The sequence below is a fragment of the Streptomyces sp. NPDC046727 genome (assembly GCF_040645635.1).
Classification (GTDB): domain Bacteria; phylum Actinomycetota; class Actinomycetes; order Streptomycetales; family Streptomycetaceae; genus Streptomyces.
The window spans coordinates 1-18,184 of the sequence record NZ_JBEYYR010000047.1 but is presented as its reverse complement, the minus strand read 5'-3'; the positions used below and the strand labels follow the sequence as shown (position 1 = coordinate 18,184).

Annotated in this window: 20 protein-coding genes; 12 read left to right on the top strand and 8 right to left on the bottom strand. The window is 71.2% G+C overall.

Going from position 1 to position 18,184, the window contains the following annotated elements; all coding sequences use genetic code 11:
- Positions 1-45 precede the first annotated feature (45 nt).
- Positions 46-1,035 carry a heavy metal transporter gene (locus tag ABZ937_RS37725; protein ID WP_361698988.1) on the bottom strand — a complete coding sequence of 330 codons (990 nt, stop codon included), beginning with the start codon at positions 1,033-1,035 and terminating at the stop codon, positions 46-48.
- A gap of 86 nt (positions 1,036-1,121) precedes the next feature.
- Here ABZ937_RS37725 and dapE point away from each other — a divergent pair, with 86 nt between their 5' ends.
- A complete protein-coding gene (gene dapE, locus ABZ937_RS37720; RefSeq protein WP_361698986.1) occupies positions 1,122-2,201 on the top strand; it encodes a succinyl-diaminopimelate desuccinylase in 1,080 nt (359 codons plus the stop codon).
- 104 nt (positions 2,202-2,305) lie between these two features.
- Positions 2,306-3,064, top strand: coding sequence for a TIGR00730 family Rossman fold protein (locus ABZ937_RS37715; protein ID WP_361698984.1), 759 nt, complete (start codon positions 2,306-2,308; stop codon positions 3,062-3,064).
- A gap of 34 nt (positions 3,065-3,098) precedes the next feature.
- Here ABZ937_RS37715 and folP read toward each other — a convergent pair whose 3' ends face one another.
- Entirely contained in the window at positions 3,099-3,959 is an 861-nt protein-coding gene (gene folP, locus ABZ937_RS37710; RefSeq protein WP_361698982.1) for a dihydropteroate synthase, read from the bottom strand.
- A gap of 137 nt (positions 3,960-4,096) precedes the next feature.
- Between folP and ABZ937_RS37705 the strand changes: the two genes are divergently transcribed.
- Positions 4,097-4,462, top strand: a complete 366-nt coding sequence (locus tag ABZ937_RS37705; RefSeq protein WP_361698980.1) for a DivIVA domain-containing protein — start codon at positions 4,097-4,099, stop codon at positions 4,460-4,462.
- Positions 4,459-5,046, top strand: coding sequence for a DNA-3-methyladenine glycosylase I (locus tag ABZ937_RS37700; protein WP_361698978.1), 588 nt, complete (start codon positions 4,459-4,461; stop codon positions 5,044-5,046). The genes ABZ937_RS37705 and ABZ937_RS37700 overlap by 4 nt, the downstream gene beginning before the upstream one ends.
- 13 nt (positions 5,047-5,059) lie before the next feature.
- On the opposite strand, the gene ABZ937_RS37695 is transcribed toward ABZ937_RS37700, so the two are convergent.
- On the bottom strand, positions 5,060-5,863 hold the full coding sequence (locus ABZ937_RS37695) for an enoyl-CoA hydratase-related protein (protein ID WP_361698976.1): 804 nt from the start codon (positions 5,861-5,863) through the stop codon (positions 5,060-5,062).
- Positions 5,864-5,928: 65 nt separating this feature from the next.
- On the opposite strand from ABZ937_RS37695, the gene ABZ937_RS37690 reads away from it, so the two are divergent.
- Together ABZ937_RS37690 and ABZ937_RS37685 are read left to right on the top strand one after the other, a co-directional pair.
- Entirely contained in the window at positions 5,929-6,093 is a 165-nt protein-coding gene (locus ABZ937_RS37690) for a hypothetical protein (RefSeq protein WP_361698974.1), read from the top strand.
- Between the two features lie 143 nt (positions 6,094-6,236).
- Positions 6,237-6,404, top strand: coding sequence for a DUF3117 domain-containing protein (locus ABZ937_RS37685; protein ID WP_018544333.1), 168 nt, complete (start codon positions 6,237-6,239; stop codon positions 6,402-6,404).
- A 106-nt stretch (positions 6,405-6,510) separates the two neighbouring features.
- Here ABZ937_RS37685 and ABZ937_RS37680 read toward each other — a convergent pair whose 3' ends face one another.
- Positions 6,511-7,209 carry an O-methyltransferase gene (locus tag ABZ937_RS37680; protein WP_361699074.1) on the bottom strand — a complete coding sequence of 233 codons (699 nt, stop codon included), beginning with the start codon at positions 7,207-7,209 and terminating at the stop codon, positions 6,511-6,513.
- Between the two features lie 234 nt (positions 7,210-7,443).
- Between ABZ937_RS37680 and sigE the strand changes: the two genes are divergently transcribed.
- The 5 genes from sigE (at position 7,444) to ABZ937_RS37655 (ending at position 12,692) form a co-directional block, all read left to right on the top strand.
- Positions 7,444-8,157, top strand: coding sequence for an RNA polymerase sigma factor SigE (sigE, locus tag ABZ937_RS37675; RefSeq protein WP_361698972.1), 714 nt, complete (start codon positions 7,444-7,446; stop codon positions 8,155-8,157).
- The gene (locus ABZ937_RS37670) at positions 8,154-9,146 is read left to right on the top strand and encodes a zf-HC2 domain-containing protein (RefSeq protein WP_361698970.1); all 993 of its coding nucleotides are present in this window, start codon (positions 8,154-8,156) and stop codon (positions 9,144-9,146) included. The genes sigE and ABZ937_RS37670 overlap by 4 nt, the downstream gene beginning before the upstream one ends.
- A gap of 131 nt (positions 9,147-9,277) precedes the next feature.
- Positions 9,278-11,230, top strand: a complete 1,953-nt coding sequence (locus ABZ937_RS37665) for a trypsin-like peptidase domain-containing protein (protein WP_361698968.1) — start codon at positions 9,278-9,280, stop codon at positions 11,228-11,230.
- A gap of 84 nt (positions 11,231-11,314) precedes the next feature.
- Positions 11,315-11,767: a sec-independent translocase gene (locus ABZ937_RS37660; RefSeq protein WP_361698966.1), complete on the top strand. Its 453-nt coding sequence runs from the start codon at positions 11,315-11,317 to the stop codon at positions 11,765-11,767.
- Between the two features lie 259 nt (positions 11,768-12,026).
- The gene (locus ABZ937_RS37655; RefSeq protein WP_361698964.1) at positions 12,027-12,692 is read left to right on the top strand and encodes a hypothetical protein; all 666 of its coding nucleotides are present in this window, start codon (positions 12,027-12,029) and stop codon (positions 12,690-12,692) included.
- A gap of 53 nt (positions 12,693-12,745) precedes the next feature.
- Here the strand turns inward: ABZ937_RS37655 and ABZ937_RS37650 are convergent, their stop codons facing one another.
- Complete coding sequence (locus ABZ937_RS37650) at positions 12,746-15,298, bottom strand: DUF6185 family protein (protein ID WP_361698962.1); 2,553 nt, start codon at positions 15,296-15,298, stop codon at positions 12,746-12,748.
- A 173-nt stretch (positions 15,299-15,471) separates the two neighbouring features.
- Between ABZ937_RS37650 and ABZ937_RS37645 the strand changes: the two genes are divergently transcribed.
- Positions 15,472-15,822, top strand: coding sequence for a hypothetical protein (locus tag ABZ937_RS37645; protein ID WP_361698960.1), 351 nt, complete (start codon positions 15,472-15,474; stop codon positions 15,820-15,822).
- A gap of 24 nt (positions 15,823-15,846) precedes the next feature.
- Here ABZ937_RS37645 and ABZ937_RS37640 read toward each other — a convergent pair whose 3' ends face one another.
- From ABZ937_RS37640 to ABZ937_RS37630, 3 genes are all read right to left on the bottom strand, one after another.
- A complete protein-coding gene (locus tag ABZ937_RS37640) occupies positions 15,847-16,980 on the bottom strand; it encodes an Mrp/NBP35 family ATP-binding protein (RefSeq protein ID WP_361698958.1) in 1,134 nt (377 codons plus the stop codon).
- A 43-nt stretch (positions 16,981-17,023) separates the two neighbouring features.
- Complete coding sequence (locus ABZ937_RS37635) at positions 17,024-17,638, bottom strand: DUF1003 domain-containing protein (RefSeq protein WP_361698956.1); 615 nt, start codon at positions 17,636-17,638, stop codon at positions 17,024-17,026.
- Positions 17,628-18,184, bottom strand: a 557-nt coding sequence (locus tag ABZ937_RS37630; RefSeq protein WP_361698954.1) for a magnesium transporter, incomplete at its 5' end; no start/stop codon positions are given. The genes ABZ937_RS37630 and ABZ937_RS37635, both read right to left, overlap by 11 nt.

The window sequence follows — 18,184 nt, the reverse complement described above, 5'->3', positions numbered from 1 at the left end:
CCGCGCTTCCGGGTGCCGCACAACCCGCAGGGGTGATCCGCCGTACTACTGTCCGGCCACGATCCGGACCGCGCCCACGGACTTCTCCGCCCCGCCGGCCCCCTGTGAGGAGACGGTCCTCCACTCGCCGCCGCTGCCCGAGGTCCACTCCCGGCCCGCGTACGACACCCGCTCGATGTGCAGCGCCGAGGAGTTGGCGACCGCCCACTGCGCCAGCTGCCAGCCCCGCGCCCGCTCGTCGCGCCCGCTCGCGTCGGTCTTCGTGCCCTCGGGCACCGGGACGGTCACCGTCCGCCCGTGCGCGGTCGCGGTCACGCTCGGCGACGGAGACGGCGACGGCACGGGCGTCCCGCCCACCTCCGCACCGGTCTCCTGCAGCGCGTCCCGTCCGAAGTCCCGTACCAGCGCGGCCCGTACCGCGTCCGGACCGGTCGCCTCGGAGGTGCGCTGCGGGCGCCCGTCGCAGGTCAGCGTGGCCGCCGCCCGCCCGGTCAGCGCGGCGGCGAGCAGCGTGGCGTCCGGCTCGTGCTTGGCGTACGCCTCCGGGTAGCCGCTGCGCTGCACCCGCTGCGCGGCCACCGTCAGCGGCAGGCCGGTGTAGTTGGGCACCTTGTCCAGGTGCGCGTAGAAGATGCCCGCCGCGTACGCCGGGTCCATGATCTGCCGCTCGGTGCCCCAGCCCTGCGAGGGCCGCTGCTGGAACAGGCCCAGCGAGTCCCGGTCGCCGTGCTCGATGTTCCGCAGCCCCGACTCCTGCAGGGCGGTCGCCAGCGCGATCGTCACCGCCCGCTCGGGCATCCCGCGCCCGGTGCCGACGGCGGCGATCGTCGCCGCGTTCACCGCCTGCTCGGGCGTGAACTCGTACGACGCCCCGTCGCCGGAGGCCGAGACCACCGTGCAGCCGCGCGCTCCGCCGCCTCCGGTGACGTACTGCACCACGAGGTACGCGACGACGCCGCACAGGACCAACAGGGCCGCGGAGAAACGGAAGAGGCGACCGCGGCGCTTGGGACGGGTGGGGGACGGCTCTGACACGCGTACAAGGTACTGGAGCCCTGCCGGAGCCTCACGGCGGGTCCGGACACCCCCGGCGCGGCAGGGCGCGCGCTAGGGTCGGAGCCATGGCCGACACCTCGCTTGACCTCACGCTGGACGCCGCCGCGCTCACCGCGCAGCTCGTGGACTTCCCGTCCGAGAGCGGCACCGAGAAGCCGCTCGCGGACGCGATCGAGGCCGCCCTGCGCGCCCTGCCGCACCTGACGGTGGACCGGTACGGCAACAACGTGATCGCCCGCACGAACCTGGGCCGTGCCGAGCGCGTCATCCTGGCCGGCCACATCGACACCGTCCCGATCGCGGACAACGTGCCCTCCCGGCTCGACGGGGACGGGGTGCTGTGGGGCTGCGGCACCTGCGACATGAAGTCGGGCGTGGCGGTGCAGCTGCGCCTCGCGGCCACGGTCCCCGCCCCCAACCGCGACCTCACCTTCGTCTTCTACGACAACGAGGAGGTCGCCGCCGACCTCAACGGCCTGCGGCATGTCGCCGAGGCCCATCCGGAGTGGCTGGCGGGCGACTTCGCGGTCCTGCTGGAGCCCTCCGACGGCGAGGTCGAGGGCGGCTGCCAGGGCACGCTGCGGGTGCTGCTGAAGACCAAGGGCGAGCGGGCCCACTCGGCGCGTGGCTGGATGGGCTCCAACGCCATCCACGCGGCGGCCCCCATCCTGGCCCGCCTGGCGTCCTACGAGCCGCGCCGGCCGCTGATCGACGGCCTGGAGTACCGCGAGGGCCTGAACGCGGTGCGCATCGGCGGAGGAGTGGCCGGCAACGTCATCCCCGACGAGTGCGTGGTCACGGTCAACTTCCGCTACGCCCCCGACCGCACCGAGCAGGAGGCGATCGCGCACGTCCACGAGGTGTTCGCGGACTGCGGCGTGGAGGAGTTCGTGGTCGACGACCACAGCCCGGGCGCGCTGCCCGGCCTCTCCCACCCGGCCGCCGTGGCCTTCATCGAGGCGGTGGGCGGCACCCCGCGGCCCAAGTACGGCTGGACGGACGTCTCCCGCTTCTCCGCGCTCGGCGTCCCCGCGGTCAACTACGGCCCCGGGAACCCGCACTTGGCCCACAAGCGCGACGAGCGCGTGGACACCGCCAAGATCCTGGCGGGCGAGGAACGGCTGCGGAACTGGCTCACCGCGTAAGGACCCCGTTCGGCGCACGCACGGCGGACATGCGCTTGTCCCCCCTCCGTAACCCGGGTGGATCTAGTCTGAGATCGAACTACCGGCAAGCGGAGGGAGCGCACATGGCTACCGGCAACCCCGCGGGGAAGAAGCAGCCGCCGGACGAGCAGCGGCTCGGACCGGTCCTCCGACGGCGGTCCCAGGTCACCGCCAGTACGACCGACCAGCGGCTGCTGGACGCGGGAGGGCCCACGGACTGGGTCCACACGGACCCCTGGCGCGTGCTCCGCATCCAGTCGGAGTTCATCGAGGGCTTCGGCACCCTGGCCGAACTCCCTCCCGCGATCAGCGTGTTCGGCTCGGCGCGTACGCCCGTGGACTCGCCGGAGTACGAAGCGGGGGTGCGGCTCGGCCGGGGGCTCGTGGAAGCCGGCTGGGCGGTGATCACGGGCGGCGGCCCGGGCGCGATGGAGGCGGCCAACAAGGGTGCGTGCGAGGCGGGCGGGACCTCGGTCGGCCTCGGCATCGAGCTGCCCTTCGAGCAGGGGCTCAACCCCTACGTCGACATCGGGCTCAACTTCCGCTACTTCTTCGTCCGCAAGATGATGTTCGTGAAGTACGCGCAGGGCTTCGTGGTCCTGCCCGGCGGCCTCGGCACCCTCGACGAACTCTTCGAGGCCCTGACCCTGGTCCAGACCCAGAAGGTCACCCGCTTCCCGATCGTCCTGTTCGGCAGCGCCTACTGGGGCGGCCTGGCGGCCTGGCTCAAGGACACCGTGGTCGCCCAGGGCAAGGCGGCGGAGAAGGACCTGCTCCTGTTCCACGTGACCGACGACGTGGAGGAAGCGGTGGCCCTGGTCTCCAAGGAAGCGGGCCGCTGAGCGGGCACATCGGGCACGCCCGCGGCTGAAGGGTCTACGCCAGCCCCCTGCGCGCCACCGCGGGGGGACGGTGTCCGGCGATGGATGCCACCATGTCGAGGACCTGACGGGTCTCGGCGACCTCGTGCACCCGGTACACCTGTGCGCCGAGCCACGCCGACACGGCCGTGGTGGCCAGCGTGCCGATGAGTCGTTCCTTCACCGGCCGGTCGAGCGTCTCGCCCACGAAGTCCTTGTTGGACAGCGACACCAGCACCGGCCACCCCGTGGCCACCATCTCGTCCAGCCGGCGCGTCGCCTCCAGGCTGTGCCGCGTGTTCTTCCCGAAGTCGTGCCCGGGGTCGATGAGGACCGACTCGCGCGGCACACCCAGCGCCACCGCCCGCTCGGCCAGCCCCAGCGTCACCTCCAGGATGTCGTCCACGACGTCGTCGTACGTCACCCGGTGCGGGCGGGTACGCGGCTGCGCACCCCCCGCGTGCGTGCACACCAGCCCCGCCCCGTACCGCGCCGCCACCTCCGCGAGCCCCGGGTCGACCCCGCCCCACGCGTCGTTCAGCAGATCCGCGCCCGCCTCGCACACGGCCTCGCCGACCTCGGCCCGCCAGGTGTCCACGCTGATGATCACATCGGGGAACCGGCGCCGTACCTCCGCGACGAAACCGACCGTCCGGCGCGCTTCCTCCTCCGCCGTGACCTCCTCGCCGGGACCGGCCTTGACCCCGCCGATGTCGATGATCGCGGCACCCTCGGCCACCGCCTGCTCCACGCGCGCCAGGGCCGGCTCGTCGCGGAAGGTGGCTCCTCGGTCGTAGAAGGAGTCCGGCGTCCGGTTCACGATCGCCATGATCACCGGCTCGTGCGGCCCGAATTCCCGCCTGCCCAGCCTGAGCATCCGCTGTGACCTCTCCTAGTACGTCCCGCAGTACGGCCGCCTGTGACCCTAACTGTCAGACTCGCATGGCACGATCGGAGCCTGACAGATTCAGCTTCCGGCACAGCGTCCGGGACGAGCGTGGGGACCCTAAGGCGATGGTGATGTTCTTGTTCCTGGTCGTCGCGCTGGCCGTCGTGGTCGCCGCGGTGACCCTGGCCGTGGTGGGCGGCGGGCAGAACGCCCCGCTGCCCGAGGTGGCGCCCGAGCGGCTCCAGGACCCGCTGCCCACGGACCGCCCGGTGGGCCACGCGGACGTGGAGAGCCTGCGCTTCCCGGTGACCCCGCGCGGCTACCGCATGGCGGACGTCGACGACGCGCTCGGCCGGCTCGCCGCCGAACTGGCGGAGCGCGACGCCCGTATCGCCGACCTGGAGTCGGCGCTGGCCGGCGCCAGAGCCGCCGCCGCGCACGTCCATCACGTACAGACGGACAAGAGCGAGGGCCCGGAGGACCAGCGATGACGACAGGAGCGGCGATCGCCGGACCGGACGGCGCCCTGCGCTGCCCCTGGGCCCTGTCCACCGACGACTACGTGGCGTACCACGACGAGGAGTGGGGCCGCGGGGTCCACGGCGACGACGCCCTCTTCGAGCGGCTCAGCCTGGAGGCCTTCCAGTCGGGCCTGTCCTGGATCACGATCCTGCGCCGCCGCCCGGGCTTCCGCGCGGCCTTCGCCGGCTTCCGCATCGAGAAGGTCGCCGCCTTCACCGACGCCGACCGTGACCGCCTGCTGGCCGACCCGGGCATCATCCGCAACCGGGCCAAGATCGACGCCACGCTCGCCAACGCGCGCGTGCTCGCCGACTGGGCCGAGGGCGACCTGGACGCTCTGATCTGGTCCCACGCCCCCGACCCGGACGGCCGCCCGGCGCCGAAGACCCTCGCCGACGTCCCGGCGGTCACCCCGGAGTCCACGGCCCTGTCCAAGGCCCTGAAGAAGCGGGGCCTGAGATTCGTCGGCCCGACGACCGCCTACGCACTGATGCAGGCGTGCGGCCTGGTCAACGACCACCTGGAGACCTGCGTGGCGAGAAGCGCCCCCTGAGGGGCGCCGCCGGCTACCGCCCCAGGTACTTCGGCTTCTCCTTGTTCACGAACGCCTGCACCGCGATCGCGTGGTCCTCGGACTGCCCGGCCCGCGCCTGCAGCTCGTCCTCCTTCTCCAGCGTCTCGTCGAGGGAGTGCGTCAGCCCGTAGGCCACCGCCTCCTTGATCGCCGCGTACGCCACCGTCGGCCCCTCGGCCAGCGCCCGCGCCACCTTCTCCGCCTCGGCGCGCAGCTCGGCGGAGGGGACGACCCGGTTGGCGATGCCCAGTTCCAGCGCGTCCTGGGCGCTGATGCTGCGCGGGAAGAGCAGCAGGTCGGTGGCGCGGCTCGGGCCGATCACCCGGGGCAGCGTCCAGGAGATGCCGGAGTCGGCGGTCAGGGCCACGCCCGCGAACGACGTGTTGAAGGCGGCGGTGTCGGCGACCAGCCGGTAGTCCGCGGCGAGCGCGAAGCCGAACCCGGCGCCGGCGGCGACGCCGTTCACCGCCGCGACCACCGGCTTCGGCGCCCCGGCGAGCGCCCGGGCGATCGGGTTGTAGTGCTCCTTGACCGTGCTCATCGTCTGCCCGGCCCCGGTCTCCCGGTCACTGGCCAGCAGCCCGATGTGCTCCTTGAGGTCCTGGCCCACGCAGAACGCCCGGTCCCCGGCGGCGGTCAGCAGGATCGCCCGTACGGCGGTGTCGCCAGCCGCCGATTCCGCCGCCTCCCGGAGGGCGACCTTGGTCGCGATGTTCAGCGCGTTCATCGCCTCGGGGCGGTTCAGCGTGATCGTCGCGAGTCCGTCGCTCACCTCGTAGAGCACGGTGTCGGCCATGGCGTATCCCCTCCGGTGTCGCGGCTGGTGACGTACCGCTCAGTACGTCCATGTCTGAGGACAGCATGGCGGAGATCGCCGTCCAAGGGCCGGACCGGACATGTGACCTGCGTCAAAGAAAACGGGAGCCGAGCCGGCCGGTGGATCTTCGCGTGGTGGCGCAGTATCGCAGGCACATCGCCGAATTGGGTGGTTTTGCTCGCGCGCGTTGCCCAAGCGATGCCGACTGATGTTGGTCATCGGGTCCTGCGATGCGGGATAATGGCTGGGAAGCAATGTGTTCGATGCCGGTGTCGCGTGTCCGTTTCGGATGACGGGTGCCCTCTGGGGGCCGTCGGCAGACGATGAGCTGGTTTCAGGAAGGGGAACGAGCATGGCGGCCATGAAGCCGCGGACGGGTGATGGCCCGCTCGAGGTGACCAAGGAGGGGCGGGGCATCGTCATGCGCGTTCCGCTCGAAGGCGGCGGTCGACTCGTCGTCGAGCTGACCCCTGACGAGGCCGAGGCGCTCGGCGACGCCCTCAAGAAGGTCGTCGTCTGACGTCCCAGCTGTCCGGACCTTCCGGCTGCCCCGGCATCGTACGCGGTGCCGGGGCAGCCGCGTTTTCAGGGGGCCGTCGTGTTTCCGGGGCCCGTCGCGGCCGGGGTCACCGCTTGACGGCGCACAGCAGCCCGTCGCCGACCGGCAGCAGCGACGGCACCATCTCCTGGCTCTCCCGTACGGTGCGCAGCAGCTCGCGCAGCCGCAGCACCTCGGTCGGCTGCGGCCCCGAGTCGACCGTACGGCCGTTGGCGAAGACCCCTTCGAAGACCACCAGGCCGCCCGGTCGCAGCAGGCGCAACGATTCAGCGAGGTAGTCCGGGTACTCCAGCCGGTCCCCGTCGCAGAAGACGAGGTCGTAGCCGGCGTCGGCGAGCCGCGGCAGTACGTCCAGGGCGCGGCCGGGGATGAACCGGGCCCGGTTGCTGGCGAAGCCGCAGACGCGGAAGGCCTGCCGGGCGAACTGCTGGTGGTCCGGCTCCGGGTCCACCGTGGTGAGCACCCCGTCCGGCCGCATCCCGTGCAGCAGATGGATTCCGGACACCCCGCAGCCCGTGCCGATCTCCGCGACGGCCTTCGCGTCCACGGAGGCGGCGAGCAGTCGCAGCGCGGCGCCCGTGCTGGGCGACACCGAGCGCAGCCCTGCCTCGCGGGCCCGGTCACGGGCCCAGTGCAGCGCTTCGTCCTCGGCGACAAAGGCGTCGGCGAACGCCCAGCTCGTCTGCCGGTTGCCGGTAATGACCCTCTCCTGTCCCCGTGGTTGCCTGGGCGTGACTGTATCCGTTGGCGGCGGGAACCCGCAGATGGGACTGGGCGTTTAGAGAGTTGAGCCGGTGGCCCGGGACGCGACGGGGGGTAAGAGGTGGATCAGGACGCCGAGCACATGCTGACGCAGCTGTATGAGCCGTATCAGCACAGATCAAATTCTCGTAAAACCGCTTATCCGGTCCTAACGGGCGAGGTGGCTATGGTAGGGGCTCCACTGGACACCACCAGAGCCGACAGGGGAGGTGCGGCTGCGCCCGGGGATCGGGGCGGAGTGCTGCGGCGCTTCCTCGGGTCGGCGGGCAGGCCGAAATCCGTGACCGACACCGCTGCTGACCGCCACGCCGCCGGTCCCGCCGCAGGCGAGACCCAGACCGCGACCTTCTCCACCGACGCGGACGGGCAGGCGTGGACTCCGCCCACGTGGGACGAGATCGTCAGCACGCACAGCGCCAGGGTCTACCGACTCGCGTACCGCCTGACGGGCAACCAGCACGACGCCGAGGACCTCACCCAGGAGGTCTTCGTCCGTGTCTTCCGTTCCCTGTCGACGTACTCGCCGGGCACCTTCGAGGGCTGGCTGCACCGCATCACCACGAACCTCTTCCTGGACATGGTCCGGCGCAAGCAGCGCATCCGCTTCGACGCCCTCGGGGAGGACGCGGCCGAGCGCCTGGCCAGCCGTGAGCCCACCCCGCAGCAGCTCTTCAACGACGCGCACTTCGACGCCGACGTCCAGCAGGCCCTCGACACCCTGGCGCCCGAGTTCCGCGCCGCCGTCGTCCTGTGCGACATCGAAGGGCTGTCGTACGAGGAGATCGCCGCCACCCTCGGCGTGAAGCTCGGCACGGTCCGCTCCCGGATCCACCGCGGCCGGTCCCAGCTCCGCAAGGCCCTGGCGCACCGCTCCCCGGAGGCTCGTGCGGCCGAGCGGCGCTCCTTCCTGGCCCGTGTCCCCGCTCTGGGGGGAGGGGGCGCGACCGCGTGACCGGATCACGGCCGAAACCTGTCGAGGAGGCACACCTCGCAGAGCAGCACCTGGGAGACCGGCTCTCCGCCCTGGTGGACGGGGAGCTGGGTCATGAGACGCGCGAGCGGGTCCTCGCGCACCTGGCCACCTGCGCCCGGTGCAAGGCGGAGGCGGACGCCCAGCGCGCGCTGAAGAACGTGTTCGCGGAGGCGGCCCCGCCGTCGCCCTCGGCGAGCTTCCTGGCCCGCCTCCAGGGCCTCCCCGGGGGAGGTGACCTGGACGGCGGCGGCACGCCGCCGCCCGGGGGCGGCTTCCTCGGCGGCGGCCCCGCCTCACAGCCCTCCGGCGTCTTCGGCGTGAGGCGCGGCGACCGCCTCCCGTTCGGATACGTCCCCGCCGGCCCGCACGGCCTTGTCCCCGCGGACCGCGTCCCCGCGCCCGAGGACCGCGGCTTCCGCATCCATCCCGTCGGCCGCCCGGACGACGGCCGCTCCGGCTCGCGCGGACTGCGCTTCGCGGTCGCCGCCGCCGGCGCGGTGTCGCTGGCCGCGGTCGCCCTCGGCGGCGTGACCAGCGCCTTCCCCGGCGACCTGACCACGGACGCCCGCGGCGGCTCCGGTGCCGGCAGCAATGTGACCCCCACCCGCTCGGCCGGCACCGGCGGAGGCGGGGGTGCCGCCACGCCGGACAGCCAGCGCCGCCGGCCGGTCGGGCCGCTGCTCGCCCAGGGCGGCGGGCTGCTCGGGCCGGTCCCGGTGGCGCCGACCACCCTGTCCGCGCCGCTGCTGCCCGGCGTCCCGTCCGTGAACACCGGGCAGACCCAGACCGGCGCGGTACGGGGCCTGACCGCGCCCGTGTTCGCCGGTGCGGCTGCCGTCTCCCCGCTGATACGCCCGCTCGACGAGACCGTGGCCCTCCCGCTCACCGACTCCGTTCCCCTGTCCGCCCCCGTCCCCGACACCAACCCGGCTCCCTCCGTCCCCGCCACGCCCCGGCAGTCGCCCTGACCGGCCACTGCGCCCCGGCCCGCGAACCTGGTTGAATCCTGTGAGGCCGTGCCCGTGGTGCTGATCCGGGGCGGTGGACGATGTCCCGTGGCCGCGGCAGCGCGCGGTCACGGCCCAGCCGTGGGGAGAGCATGAACGAGGGGAACCGTGTCCCGCCGGTGGACGGACCGGAGGGAGCGGCGGGGGTGGCACCGGCCGACCCGACAGTCGGGACCGACGGCGACTTCGAGCTGGCCAAGCCGTCGCCGGTGCCGTCGGCCGGTACGGGAGAGGCCGCAGCGGCCGAGGAGACCACATGGACGCCTCCTGCCGAACGGCCCAAGCCGCTGCACGACCCCGACCCGTACAGCACCCCGCCGTACGGCGAACCGGGCCCCTGGGCACCCGCACCGCCGGTACAGCACCCGACGGCTGCGCCGGCACACGAGACGTCGGTACGGGCGGCCACACCGGCACACGGCACGTCGGCTGCGCCGGCCCACGGGCCGGCCGTGCCCGAGGTCGGGGCTGCGCCGGCTCATGGCGCAGCCGTGCCCGCGCCCACGGCCCCCGTCCCTGCGCTCGCGGCTCCCACGTCTGAGGCCTCCCTGCCCGCGCCCGCAGCCCCTGTACCGGCGCCCGGGGCCTCCGTCCCGGCGCCTGCGACCTCTGTGCCCGCGCCCGCGTCGGCCCCGCCCGCCCTCCACGAGCCGGAGCCCGCGCCCGCGTCGGCCCCGCCCACCGCCCACGTGCCGGGGCCCGCGGCGCCCGGGGCCTCCGTACCCGCGCCCGCCCCTCACCACGTACCCGGGCCCGCGACAGCCCCCGCGTCGGACGTGCCCGGAGCCCCGCCCGCCGAGTCCGTTCCGCAGGATGGTGGCGACCCCTGGGGGCGCTACGACCCCTGGGCCGTCGGTTCCGACAAGGAGCAGGCGCTTGTGCACGGGCCGTTGCAGCAGACCGGTGCCGGTGTGCCGACCGTCGGCCAGCGCAACAGGCGCGGGCGGCGGCTCCTGCTCGTGTGGACCCTCGTCGTCGCCGTCGTCTCCGCGGGCATCGGCGGAGCCGTCGGCGCCTACGTCGAGCGCGAGGGCCTCGGCGACGGCATACGGCTGCCGCAGGCCGGGAGCGTGCCGGCCGGCCGGGCACCGGACAGCGTGGCCGGGATCGCCGCCCGCGCCCTGCCCAGCGTGGTCACGCTGCACGTCCGGGGGGCCGACGAGGCGGGCACCGGCACCGGCTTCGTACTCGACGCGCAGGGGCACATCCTCACCAACAACCACGTCGTCGAGCCCGCCGGGTCGGACGGCGAGATATCCGTGACGTTCAGCAGCGGCGAGACCGTCAAGGCCAAGGTCGTCGGCCGGGACAGCGGCTACGACCTCGCCGTCGTCCAGGTGCACGGCGTGCACGGACTCACCCCGCTGCCGCTCGGGAACTCGGACGACGTGAAGGTCGGCGACCCCGTCGTCGCCATCGGCGCCCCCTTCGACCTCGCCAACACGGTCACCTCCGGCATCATCAGCGCCAAGGAACGGCCCATCACGGCGGGCGGGGAGAAGAGCGACGGCAGCGATGTGTCGTACGTCGACGCGCTGCAGACCGACGCCCCCATCAACCCGGGCAACTCCGGCGGCCCGCTGCTCGACTCCCGGGCCCAGGTCATCGGCATCAACTCGGCCATCCGCTCCGCCGGCAGCGGCTCCGATTCCGCCGGCTCCCAGTCCGGCTCCATCGGCCTCGGCTTCGCCATCCCCGTCAACCAGGCCAAGCGCGTCGCCGAGGAGCTGATCAACAACGGTCATGCCACGCATCCGGTGATCGGCGTCACCCTTGACATGGGGTACAGCGGCGACGGCGCCCGCATCGACAGCAAGAGCGCGAACGGCGGCCCCGCCGTCACCCGGGGCGGCCCCGGCGAGCGGGCCGGACTCAAGGCGGGCGACGTCATCACCGCGGTGGGCGGCGAGCGCGTGCACAACGGTGAGGAGCTGATCGTCAAGATCCGCGCCCACCGGCCGGGCGACCGGTTGCGGCTGACGGTCGAACGGGGCGGCACCGCGCGGGAGGTGTCACTCGTGCTGGGCGCGTCGGAGCAGAACTGACAGAAGTCTCACCTCGGGACGGTACCGGTCGGACAGGAACGCCGGGTACCGTTGAGCGACCGAGGACATCGCAAGGAGCGTCAGGTGTTCAATGACATAGGGCCACTGGAGCTGGTGACCATCATCGTGCTCGCCGTGCTCGTCTTCGGTCCGGACAAGCTCCCGAAGGTCATCCAGGACGTGACGCGCACGATCCGGAAGATCCGCGAGTTCTCGGACAGTGCCAAGCAGGACATCCGCAATGAACTGGGTCCCGAGTTCAAGGACTTCGAGTTCGAGGATCTCAACCCCAAGACGTTCATCCGCAAGCAGCTGGACAACGACGAGCTGGGGCTCAAGGAGATCCGCAACGGCTTCGACCTGAAGAAGGAGATGGCCGAGGTCACGGACGCGGTCAACAGCCGTGACAGCGAGACGTCGCCGTCTTCCTCGTCCTCCTCGTCTTCCTCGTCCTCCGCCGGGCGCATCGACATGACCAAGAAGCCCGAGACGCCCGGCAACGACGAGCGCCCGCCCTTCGACGCGGACGCCACCTGAGCACTGCCTCGCCGGCCCGGCACCGCCCTTCTTGCCGACACGCGCACGCGGGCGTACGCCGCGCACGTGACGCGTTTCATAACGCACACCCGTCGCACACGGCCTGAACAGGCCGTTCGTGCGACCCACGCATCCAGCGCCTGCCCTGCCGCTCTCAGCAGTGTGGATATGCTGCCGAGTTGTTGTGCGGACCGGACGCGTACGCCCGAAGGGGGGCGGGCCACCCCGGTCCGACGAGATCGAGGAGGCGTCCGGGCAGATGGAGACGACGAGTCGGGTGGGCGCGCAGGCGCCGGTCGCGGAGGGCGGACAGCAGCTCCCCTCCGCCTGGCGTGCGGTGGACGGCTACCTCCGGGCGCCCTTCCCGTGGTACGGGCTCGACGAGGCGTTCACGGGACCGCGCTGGCTGATGCAGGTCGGCGCGACGTCGGACGGTGCCGTCGAGCACGGTTCGATCGGGCACGGCGACGAGCCCTCGGTGCGGGCCGAGTCCGGCTCCGCCGGTGAGCAGCGGGAGAAGTTCGCGGTCGTGGTGACCGTCGCCGCGCAGCCGTCCCGGCGGAGCGCCGACGGTACGGGGCTGCTGGAGGCGACATCGGTGTCCTCGGCGGCGTGGCTGGCCGGGGTGGGACTGCTGACGTTCACCTGGCCCGGTCAGATGGACCACAGCCTGCGGGACGACTGGCTGGACCAGCAGACGGAGACGGCGTGGGCCCTCGCCGACGATCTTGAGGGACCCGAGTGGTCCCGGCTCTCCCTCCCGGTGGACGGGGCCGCGGCCTCCTTCCACTACCGGGAGTCCGAGTTCGGCTGGGTACTGGCCGGCACCACCGAGGCCGGAGTGCACCTGGGCGCCTACGGACGGGGGATGAGCGCGTACGGACTCGGCTTCGCGGTGATCAAGGACATCACCGCGTACGCCTGACCGGCGCGCTTCGGGGACCGCCGTGATCGGGCGGCGGTCCGGGGCCCGGCCTGTCAGCGGCTGGCCAGGTGCTGATAGATCAGGGTGGCTGCCCCGAGCTGGGTGAGAAGCCAGGCGATGTGCCCGGTAAGGCCCCGCAGCCGGTAGATGGACACCAGCAACGCGAGACGGCTGGGCGAGTACTGCCGCTCTTCGCTGAACGTGGTGGTGTCCGTCCAGAGGCTGGTGACCGTCAGGATGACGGCCATGAGCATGGAATAGAGCAGCAGGGTCACATAATCCGTGTCGGCGAACCGGAAGAGCAGGGCAGCCAGACAGGCCGGTACGGCAAAAGCGAAGGCCAGGCTCCACGCCCGGAAAGGACTGCGTCGGCCGGGGAGCAGGCGCCACAGCGCGCCGAGGGTGAAACCGGCGGCGGCCCACGCCGTCTGATAGGCGATGAACCCCGCGATGGCTTCCGGGACCGCGGTGGGCTCGTGGCTGAGTTGCATGAAGTACCAAGGGTCACGCATGTCCAGGTAGAGCAGGGCCATGCTGGCGGGAAGCCCGAAGCAGAAGGCCAGACGTGCGGCGTGTACCGCGTTGCCCCACCAGCTGCCTTCCGGCCCCCAGGCCAGGGCGGTGTCCAGAACGGAAATGTGGACGGGCGGAGTCGTCCTTCCGCATCCGGCCACCATCCACGCACGCAACTCGCGCTGATGCCGCTCCACCTGATCCCAGGTCATACTTGCGGTGCGCCCCTGGTCGAGCAACTGCGACTGGTGGTTGATGTTGCGACACTCATGAGCTTTGTCCATTATCTCCTTGCGTCGCTTCTTGCTCCTCAGCCTCTTCGTATAAAAGTTGTCGCCCACCTGGCTCAGTACCGACCACCGTCGCCCTGCGGCAAGCACCGCGAGCAGCGAGCCGACGCTCAGGAGGAGCCAGATGCTGTACTGGGCGCTGGTGCCGGCGGAATTGGCACCCCGCAGGCCTGCGGTGAAGGCGAAAACCGCCGCGATGAGCAGCACGTCGGGTCCTTCCGGACCCAGTGCGGCTCTTGCCCGCTTGCTGCTAAACGTTCGCCGTTTCACGGCACGCCAGTGCAACAGGGCGAAGAGCGCGAGACCCGCCAGGACCCAGCTATAGGTGAAGATCCAGGTGAGGTCGGTGAACGAGAATTCCGCCAGGTATCTGCTGACGTGTTCCCCGTGTTTCGCTTCACCGCTCTGACCGACGAGCCAGGCAGTCCTGCGCCACTGGTTCTCCTCCACCCAGCAGAAGCACCCGAACAGTCCCGCAGCGACCGCTCCGAGCAGCACGGAGACGATCGCGACGCAACGAAACGGCGCATCGTCCCACGCCTCGGTCCATTCGGCGGGGGGTAGATCTCCCTCGCGCGCGAAACGCCATGCCCACGCGGCCATGGCCGCCAGCCACAGCCACACGGTCGCCAGGCCCATGAGTACGTAGCCGAACGTCCCGAACGCGCTCGGCGCCTCCTTCGACACCAGATCGGGCGGCAGGCCGAACAACTCGGGATCCAGGACCACCAGCAGCCCGAACGCCGCGACCGGCAAGGTCACGGTCACCACGGCGTCCACCTGGCGACGTCGGCTTCCTTCGGCGCTGCCGGGCTCGCCGGTCCCGATGTCCGGGGCCACGAGCGGCGCACCGCCGAGCCAGGGGCGAGCGACAAGGGTCAGGGCCAGACCTGCGGAAATGTAGATGAGAGCGCGCTTTTGAGGGCTGATGTGCTGCTGGGCGTTGAGTAGAATCAGCATCAGGGCGACTGCCCCGCTGAGCACGGCCCACTGCAGAACGGCCTGTACGGGGCTGTCCTTGCGCGCGCTGAACGCCGAGGACGGCTGTGCCTGTTGCGCGCGAAGCGCGGCCAGTGCAATGACACCTGAAGCGGACAGCCACCAGGCCCCGATACCGACCTTGCTCCAATATGATTTGTCGAAGCTCAGGAGCAAAGAACGCTGCCAGGAGAGATGGACTTCGAATCCGATGCGGGTGGGCGGGTAATTCTCCCATACCAGCGTATTTTGATCGGGGGATGATGCAACTTTCGAGTTGTCTTGGGATTTTAAGCCGCCCATGTCCGCCTCGACGTGTCGCCAGTCGGCGTCCTTCAGCGTCGATGAGGGAAGGGAAACCTTCCATGTCTGGCCTCGATCCCACTCGATCTTCCATGGGCCGAGGCGGATTGTTTCGTAATTCTTGATCCAGGCGAAAGAGCTGTATCGCACGGTAACGCCATCGCTCGCGGCGGTAACCGTCGGGTCATGGGTGCGCCACTCTCCCATACGCGGCGATTTCTCCGAACCGCGCAGCAGACAACGCATTGCGGTCAGATACTTTGTGGACTCCTTGCCGGAGGTCAGCCGGCTCGCCAGAGGCCACCCGCCCGGAGGGAGCACGACCGTCATGTCCGAATAGATTTTGACAAATTTCTTTCCCTGTTGATCGAATCGGATCGTGGCGTCCACCCGACTGGTTTCGAGCTGATTTTCCGCACATTCGGGACTGCTGCTCTGCCACGCTTCCGCAGAAGGGCAGTCCCACCACATCGCGGCCGCAGCAATCAGCAGCAAAAGCCACCACCGCCGGATCCCCTTCATCGCCCCGACACCTCCTCCCGGGGAATTTATAGGCACCTTGTGCGGGGCGCTTCCGGACGCGCGGAAGGAAGTTCGACGCTCCACTCCATCGGGTGCTTTCCGTGGAATTGCAGGAAAGAATTCAGTGGCTGATAATGGAATCCGATGACCGTCAGCTACGTGACGGAGGCGTCATGACTCGCTTCGAGGAAGCCGAGGGGCTGGGCCCTCAGGACGCGGAGTTCGTCCGGGATGTGGTGGCGGTGCTGGCCAAGCACGGGAATCTGAACCGCTTCGGCCTGTGTCTGCTGCACGACCACTTCCCGCTCGCCGCGGACGAGGTGCTGGTGGAGACGAACGACTCGAAAGCCCGCACGCTCCACGTCCACGTGGAGAAGGCGGACCGGACACGGCACGCCAAGGCGTCTCAGTGGCGGTTCGCGCCGGACTGTCAAGAGATCCTGCTGTGCACCACGCTCGACCTCTGCCCGGGCGCCGCACAGGGAGAAGGGGCGCCGTCCGTGACAGACGACGCCCCTCGCTGAAAGCTCTGAAAGCTCTGAAAGCTCTCAGAACTTGTTCTTCGGCGTGAGCCCCAGCGACAGTCCCGACAGGCCCCGCTGACGCCCTCCCAGCTTCCCCGCGATCGCGCGCAGCGCGGACCCCGCCGGGGAGTCCGGGTCGGTCAGGACCACCGGCTTGCCCTCGTCGCCGCCCTCGCGCAGGCGGACGTCGATCGGGATGTTGCCGAGGACCGGGACGCTCGTACCCGTCGTACGCGTCAGGCCGTCGGCGACCAGCTGGCCGCCGCCCGTGCCGAAGACGTCGACCATCTCGCCGCAGTGCGGGCAGGGCAGGCCGGACATGTTCTCGACCACGCCGACGATCTTCTGGTGGGTCTGGACGGCGATGGAGCCGGCTCGCTCGGCCACCTCGGCCGCGGCCTGCTGCGGGGTCGTCACGACCAGGATCTCGGCGTTCGGGATCAGCTGGGCCACGGAGATCGCGATGTCGCCCGTGCCCGGCGGCAGGTCCAGCAGCAGGACGTCCAGGTCGCCCCAGTACACGTCCGCGAGGAACTGCTGGAGCGCGCGGTGCAGCATCGGGCCGCGCCAGACGACCGGCGCGTTGCCCGGTGTGAACATGCCGATGGAGATGACCTTCACGCCGTTCGCGGACGGCGGCATGATCATGTTCTCGACCTGGGTGGGGCGGCCGTCGGCGCCGAGCATGCGCGGCACGCTGTGGCCGTAGATGTCGGCGTCCACGACACCGACCTTCAGGCCGTCGGCCGCCATCGCCGCCGCCAGGTTCACCGTCACCGAGGACTTGCCGACGCCGCCCTTGCCGGAGGCGACCGCGTAGACCCGGGTGAGGTTGCCCGGCTTGGCGAAGGGCACCTCGCGCTCGGCCTGGCCGCCGCGCAGGGCCGCCGCCAGCTCCTTGCGCTGCTCGTCGCTCATCACGTCCAGGGTGACGTCGACGCGGGTGACGCCCTCGACCCGGGAGACCGCCTCGGTGACGCGCTGCGTGATGGTGTCGCGCATCGGGCAGCCGGACACCGTCAGGTACACGGTGACCGCGACCGCTCCGTCCTCGCCGATCTCCACCGATTTGACCATCCCGAGTTCGGTGATCGGGCGGTTGATCTCGGGGTCGTTCACCGTCGCCAGTGCCTCGCGCACCGCGTCTTCCGTAGCCATAAGCACGATGGTACGGCGCCCCGAGGGGCGTCCGGGATGCCCCTCAGCGGTCGTCTGTGTCACGTCCTGGCGGGCGTTCTGCCCGTTCCGCCGGGAATACGACGTGCCCGGGGTGGCCGTCGTGGCGGCGTCGTTCCTCCAGTTCCTTCACCAGGTCCTGCAGTTCCGAGCGGATCCAGTCGCGGGTGGCCACCTCGCCCAGGCCGGTGCGCAGCGCGGCGACCTCCCGGGTCAGGTACTCGGTGTCGGCGATGGACCGCTCGTTCTGCTTGCGGTCCTGCTCCAGGTTGACCCGGTCCCGGTCGTCCTGCCTGTTCTGCGCGAGCAGGATCAGCGGGGCCGCGTAGGAGGCCTGGAGCGACAGCATCAGCGTCAGGAAGATGAACGGGTAGTTGTCGAAGCGCAGATTCGGCGGCGCGGTGACGTTCCACAGCACCCACAGGATGATGACGACCGTCATCCAGACGATGAAGCGTCCCGTGCCCAGGAACCGGGCGATCTTCTCCGACAGCCGGCCGAAGGCCTCCGGGTCCCACTCGGGCAGGATCCGGCGGCGCGGCGGGCGCGGCTGGTCCAGCCGGGGCGCCCGGGGCCGGCCGGCGGCCGTGGCGCCCGCCGGATGGCGCTCACGGGTCGCGGTGTCGCGCTCAGGAGCCATGCGTGGGCGCCTCCTCTCCTTCGTCGAGGTGGAACTCCGTCTCCCGCCAGTCCTCGGGCAGCATGTGGTCCAGTACGTCGTCCACGGTCACCGCGCCCAGCAGCGAGCCGGACTCGTCGAGCACGGGAGCGGCGACCATGTCGTACGCGGCGAAGAACCCGGCGACGACGGGGAGCGCGTCGTCGGGGCCCAGGGACTGCGGGTCCTCGTCGATGAGCGCGCTGACCAGGGTGTACGGGGGGTCGCGCAGCAGCCGCTGGAAGTGGACGGTGCCCAGGTACTTGCCGGTCGGGGTCTCGTCGGGCGGGCGGCAGACGTAGACCTGGGCGGCGAGGGCGGGGGAGAGGTCCGGGTTGCGGACCCGGGCGAGCGCGTCGGCGACGGTGGCGTCGGGTCGCAGCACGATGGGCTCCGTCGTCATCAGACCGCCGGCCGTGTGCTCCTCGTACGACATCAGGCGGCGCATGTCGGCCGCGTCGGCTGGCTGCATCAGGCTCAGCAGCCGCTCCTTGTCGTCCTCGGGCAGTTCGGAGAGCAGGTCGGCCG

Coding starts and splice junctions, on each gene's coding strand:
- dapE (WP_361698986.1), top strand. CDS start 1,122: ATGGCCGACACCTCGCTTGACCTCACGCTGGACGCCGCCGCGCTCACC.
- ABZ937_RS37715 (WP_361698984.1), top strand. CDS start 2,306: ATGGCTACCGGCAACCCCGCGGGGAAGAAGCAGCCGCCGGACGAGCAG.
- folP (WP_361698982.1), bottom strand. CDS start 3,959: ATGCTCAGGCTGGGCAGGCGGGAATTCGGGCCGCACGAGCCGGTGATC.
- ABZ937_RS37705 (WP_361698980.1), top strand. CDS start 4,097: ATGGTGATGTTCTTGTTCCTGGTCGTCGCGCTGGCCGTCGTGGTCGCC.
- ABZ937_RS37700 (WP_361698978.1), top strand. CDS start 4,459: ATGACGACAGGAGCGGCGATCGCCGGACCGGACGGCGCCCTGCGCTGC.
- ABZ937_RS37695 (WP_361698976.1), bottom strand. CDS start 5,863: ATGGCCGACACCGTGCTCTACGAGGTGAGCGACGGACTCGCGACGATC.
- ABZ937_RS37690 (WP_361698974.1), top strand. CDS start 5,929: ATGGCGGAGATCGCCGTCCAAGGGCCGGACCGGACATGTGACCTGCGT.
- ABZ937_RS37685 (WP_018544333.1), top strand. CDS start 6,237: ATGGCGGCCATGAAGCCGCGGACGGGTGATGGCCCGCTCGAGGTGACC.
- ABZ937_RS37665 (WP_361698968.1), top strand. CDS start 9,278: ATGAACGAGGGGAACCGTGTCCCGCCGGTGGACGGACCGGAGGGAGCG.
- ABZ937_RS37655 (WP_361698964.1), top strand. CDS start 12,027: ATGGAGACGACGAGTCGGGTGGGCGCGCAGGCGCCGGTCGCGGAGGGC.
- ABZ937_RS37650 (WP_361698962.1), bottom strand. CDS start 15,298: ATGAAGGGGATCCGGCGGTGGTGGCTTTTGCTGCTGATTGCTGCGGCC.
- ABZ937_RS37645 (WP_361698960.1), top strand. CDS start 15,472: ATGACTCGCTTCGAGGAAGCCGAGGGGCTGGGCCCTCAGGACGCGGAG.
- ABZ937_RS37640 (WP_361698958.1), bottom strand. CDS start 16,980: ATGGCTACGGAAGACGCGGTGCGCGAGGCACTGGCGACGGTGAACGAC.
- ABZ937_RS37635 (WP_361698956.1), bottom strand. CDS start 17,638: ATGGCTCCTGAGCGCGACACCGCGACCCGTGAGCGCCATCCGGCGGGC.